Source organism: Vulcanococcus sp. Clear-D1, from assembly GCF_014654725.1.
Taxonomy (GTDB): domain Bacteria; phylum Cyanobacteriota; class Cyanobacteriia; order PCC-6307; family Cyanobiaceae; genus Vulcanococcus.
Window position 1 is genome coordinate 1 of record NZ_JACVZV010000021.1, and the last position, 4025, is coordinate 4025.

A 4025-nucleotide genomic window follows, 5' to 3' on the forward strand; every position below is an offset into this window, starting at 1 on the left:
TTTTTCCGGTTAACTCTCCCTTTTTTCCGGTTTACCTCCCTTTTTTCCGGTACCGTCCACATTCTCCCTTGTGTAAAACGCGGGCGAATTGGTGTATTCTCCCGCATAAGTTTCACGGTCGATTTACCGGAAAGGCGGGAGATATGGGACAAGTTTCAGCACAAACAAAGCACCGCGCAGAGGGCTACCAAGCTGGCGATCTTGACCGTCCAGCGGGTGAGCGCTGGGTGACGATGAGCAACGCGCTCACGCGGGGCGCTCACGGCCTGACGCTGGCCGAAAAACGCATCGTGGCCTCGGCGGTGTCCAAGCTGGACAGCCGGCGCGTGCTGCCGCCCGGTGAAGTGCCGCGCACTCGCATCACTGCGATGGAGTACGCCGAAACCTTCTCGGTGGACATGGACACGGCCTATGACCAGTTGCAGGCCGCTGCAAAGCAGCTCTACAAGCGCTCCATCACGTTCTACGAACCGGCCCACAAACGCAACGGCAAGCCGCTGCCGCCCACGATGGTGCAAATGCGCTGGGTGGGGTCGGTGAAGTACCAGAAGGGCGAGGGCTGGGTCGAGCTGGCGTGGTGGCCGGATCTGCTGCGCCATCTGGTCGGCCTCAAAGCGCAGTTCACGACCTACCAACTCCAGCAGGCCAGTGCCTTGCGCTCGGCCTACTCGTGGAAGCTGCTGGAGCTACTCACACGCTTTCAGTCCACCGGCATGGCCGAATACACCATTGAGGACTTTTGCGCATCGATGGAGGCCACCGAAAAGCAAGCCGCAGACTTCGCCAAGGTGCGAACCAAGATCATCGAGCCAGCGGTGAAGGAACTCACCGAAAAAGACGGCTGGCTGATTCAGTGGCATCCAGTCAAAGCAGGCCGAAAAGTGAAGGCCGTTCGCTTCACCTTCATGCGCAATCCACAAGGGAGCCTGTTCAATGAACAAACCGCTTGAGTACACCCTAGAGGTTCAATGGAAGCCCGTCGAAGATGGGCTTTGGTACTGGCAAATTATCCGAACCTCAACGGGTGAAGTGGTCGAATCCGGCAAAGACGGATTCACCACCGAGGAAGAATGCCGCGAACAGGCAGCGCCATTTCTTGGCGACTGGTTCGCGGGCTACATGGCTTAGCCGTTCGACACAGCGCCCCCGGCTTCGCCAGCGGGAGAAAGGGCGGGCTTCGCCGCCAAGCCGAACAGCGCCCGGTCTCGGTCGTTGTTCAGCGTGTCAATGAATCGCGCATCTTCATAGGTCATCTGGTTGTAGCCGATGCCCTTCTTTTTCATCTGCGCCAGCACGAAGCCGCCGAGTAGCACCTTCCGGCGCGTGTCGTCTTTGCGGTCTTGTGCCGTGTCGCGTGCCTTGAGCGCCTGAATCTGCGCCTTGATTTGCGCTTGCTTTTGCTCCAGCGCCTTCAATCGTTCCTCTTTTGTCGCCATGCCGTTCTCCTTTGGATGGCGGCATTTTAGCAGCGCGGCGGTGGCGTGCCAACGGTGGTCCTCCCGGTCATAAAGGGCGCACTTATACGTCACTGCGTGACGTGTGCGCTCTGCGAGGCTAAAATGCAGCGGATGGCGATCTATCACCTATCCGCAAAGCCAATCAGCCGAGCCACCGGACGCAGTGCGACCGGGGCGGCGGCTTATCGGGCTGGTGAAACTATCACCGATGAGCGCACCGGGCTGGTGTTCGATTACGGCAAGAAGCGCGGCATCGACCACAGCGAGATCATGGCCCCGGCCAATGCGCCCGAGTGGGCGCACGACCGGGCCAAGCTCTGGAATGCCGTAGAGCATTCCGAGAAGCGCAAGGATTCGCAGGTAGCCCGCGAGGTGGAGGTGGCACTCCCCACCGAGCTAACCCTAGACCAGCAGCGCGAGCTAGTGCGCGGCTTTGCCCGTAGCCAGTTCGTGGATGTGGGCATGGTGGCCGACATTGCCATTCACCACGCCAAGGGCGAGAACCCGCACGCCCACATCTTGCTCACCATGCGCGACATTGGCCCGGATGGATTCGGCCAGAAGAACCGCAGTTGGAACGACAAGGCGCTTTTGCAGAACTGGCGCGAAGCGTGGGAGGTGCAGACCAATCAGGCTTTGGAGAGGGCAGGGCACAGCGTGCGGATTGACCACCGCACACTTGCAGAGCAGGGCATCGACCGAATCCCGCAAATCCACATCGGCCCGAAGGTGCCAGAGATGGAGCGGCGCGGCATCAAAACCGAGATAGGCGGGCAGGCGCTCGCCATCGAATCGAAAAACGAGGCTATCGCGGCCTTGCAATCAGACTTGGAGGCAGCACGCAATGAGCGCAATCATGAAGCTCCGGCAGGCCCGGAACGTGGAGCAGATCGCGGAAGAACTGGAACCGCTGGCCGTGAGCTTGGCGACACTGGCCGATCAAGCGCAAGCCAGCATCAAGAACGTGGAGGCGGCCAGCTTGCAGCAGGCCCGCGAATGGAGCAGCCAGCAACTGAGCGCAGCGAACGAAGTGGAGGCAGCGGCCAAGACCGTGGCGCAGCACGTCAAGGCGTTGCAGCAGGCCACGGCCAGCCTCAAGCAGACAGCCGGGGAGGTGCAGCAGGCGCAGCGCGGCCAGTTCCTGACGCTGGCGACCGTGGCGGGCGTGTCGGCCATCCTCGCAGCGGCGCTGTCGATAGGGTTGTGGCTTTGGCTGGCACCAGCGCCACAGGTGCAGAACTCACTGGACGCGAAGGCGGTGGCGGAGTACCTGAAGCCCGCGATCGTGGACGCGCTCAAGCGCCGATGAAGCCCGACCGCAGCTATCTGGCCGCACGCCGCCAGCTCGATGCGATGGGCGTGGACACCTTCGAGGTGGGCATCCGCGACCAGGCGGGCCGAATGCTCACCCGCACCTGGTCAAAGGCTGAGACCTTGCAGGCCATGGCCTGGCTCAAGCGAGAGAACGCCAAAGGCGCGGACGTGTACGTCAGGCCCGCAGGCGAAACCAATGCGGGCGTGGTGTTGGTGGACGACCTCAACCGGGGCCAGTTGGCCCGGATGCAGGCCGCAGGCATGACCCCGGCCAGCGTGATCGAGACCAGCCCGGACAACTTTCAGGCATGGGTGCGGGTGCATGACAAGCGCCTTGAGCCGAAGCTGGCCACCGAGGTGGCCACGATGTTGGCCAAGGAGTACGGCGGCGACCCCAACAGCGCCGACTGGCGGCACTTTGGGCGGCTGGCGGGCCTGACCAATGCCAAGCCCAAGCACAAGGACGCCAACGGGCGCAGTCCCTACGTGCTGGCCCATGAGAGCGGCGGCAAGGTGGCACCGGCTGGCCTTGCACTGGTGCAGCAGGCCGCGCAGCGGGTTCTAGACCGGGAGGCCAAGGCCGAGCGAGAAAGCCGCGCAGAAGCCGCGCAAACGGCCCCAGAGCGCACGAACGGGCGCGACCCTATCCAGACCTACCGCCACGGCCTAAAAGCGCTCTATGCGCGTTTTGGCGCGTCCATGGACGTGTCCAAAGCCGATTACATGATCGGCGTGGACATGGTGCGCCGTGGCTTCAAGCCCGAGCAGATCGGGCAGGCCATTGAGCAGGCCAGCCCGGAGCTACCGACCCGCAAGGCAGGCCATGAGGCCGACTACGTGGCCCGCACGGTCAAGGCGGTCATGGCTTCGCCCAAGGTGGCCGAGTGGCAGCAGGAGCAGGCCAAGGAAGCCCAGCGCAGCTACAGGCGCGAGAGGGACAGCGGCCCAAGCATGGGCATGTAGGGCTGTTTTGCGGCGTAGCCGCCTTTCTCCCACTGGCGAAGCCGGGGGCGGTGTGTAGAGGACAGGCGCGACGCAATGCCACCGCATACGCTGGAACGGTATGACAGCGGATGCTGCGACGGTATCCAGTTGCCCACAGATCGAGGCAAGGCCGAAGGGCTTCACCCCGGTTTTTTTATAGTTTTTTCTTGTTTTTTCGCGCGCGTGCGCATTATGCGCGAGGCTGAACTCTCCCTTTTTTCCGGTTAACTCTCCCTTTTTTCCGGTTTACCTCCCTTTTTTCCGGTACCG

The 4025-nt window shown here is 62.4% G+C and carries 6 protein-coding genes and 1 pseudogene; 6 read left to right on the forward strand and 1 reads right to left on the reverse strand.

Annotation, left to right across the window (positions count from 1 at the left end):
- The 3 genes from H9532_RS09250 to H9532_RS09260 form a co-directional block, all read left to right on the forward strand.
- Positions 1-231: hypothetical protein (locus tag H9532_RS09250; RefSeq protein WP_296367671.1), on the forward strand; the 231-nt coding region annotated here is incomplete at its 5' end.
- Positions 232-233: 2 nt separating this feature from the next.
- Entirely contained in the window at positions 234-950 is a 717-nt protein-coding gene (locus tag H9532_RS09255; RefSeq protein WP_296367672.1) for a replication initiation protein, read from the forward strand.
- Positions 934-1128 carry a hypothetical protein gene (locus tag H9532_RS09260; protein ID WP_296367673.1) on the forward strand — a complete coding sequence of 65 codons (195 nt, stop codon included), beginning with the start codon at positions 934-936 and terminating at the stop codon, positions 1126-1128. The genes H9532_RS09255 and H9532_RS09260 overlap by 17 nt, the downstream gene beginning before the upstream one ends.
- Here H9532_RS09260 and H9532_RS09265 read toward each other — a convergent pair.
- Positions 1125-1436, reverse strand: a complete 312-nt coding sequence (locus H9532_RS09265) for a mobilization protein (RefSeq protein WP_296367674.1) — start codon at positions 1434-1436, stop codon at positions 1125-1127. The two genes, H9532_RS09260 and H9532_RS09265, sit on opposite strands and share 4 nt — an antisense overlap.
- Before the next feature lie 132 nt (positions 1437-1568).
- Here H9532_RS09265 and mobQ point away from each other — a divergent pair.
- The 3 genes and pseudogenes from mobQ to H9532_RS09280 form a co-directional block, all read left to right on the forward strand.
- A pseudogene (gene mobQ / locus H9532_RS16035) lies at positions 1569-2147 on the forward strand (MobQ family relaxase); the annotation flags it as partial.
- A gap of 166 nt (positions 2148-2313) precedes the next feature.
- A complete protein-coding gene (locus tag H9532_RS09275; RefSeq protein ID WP_296367678.1) occupies positions 2314-2766 on the forward strand; it encodes an IncQ-type mobilization protein MobB in 453 nt (150 codons plus the stop codon).
- Positions 2763-3734: a DNA-primase RepB domain-containing protein gene (locus tag H9532_RS09280; RefSeq protein ID WP_296367680.1), complete on the forward strand. Its 972-nt coding sequence runs from the start codon at positions 2763-2765 to the stop codon at positions 3732-3734. Before H9532_RS09275 ends, H9532_RS09280 begins: the two co-directional genes overlap by 4 nt.
- Positions 3735-4025: the final 291 nt, after the last annotated feature.

Coding starts and splice junctions, on each gene's coding strand:
- H9532_RS09265 (WP_296367674.1), bottom strand. CDS start 1,436: ATGGCGACAAAAGAGGAACGATTGAAGGCGCTGGAGCAAAAGCAAGCG.
- H9532_RS09275 (WP_296367678.1), top strand. CDS start 2,314: ATGAAGCTCCGGCAGGCCCGGAACGTGGAGCAGATCGCGGAAGAACTG.
- H9532_RS09260 (WP_296367673.1), top strand. CDS start 934: ATGAACAAACCGCTTGAGTACACCCTAGAGGTTCAATGGAAGCCCGTC.
- H9532_RS09280 (WP_296367680.1), top strand. CDS start 2,763: ATGAAGCCCGACCGCAGCTATCTGGCCGCACGCCGCCAGCTCGATGCG.
- H9532_RS09255 (WP_296367672.1), top strand. CDS start 234: ATGAGCAACGCGCTCACGCGGGGCGCTCACGGCCTGACGCTGGCCGAA.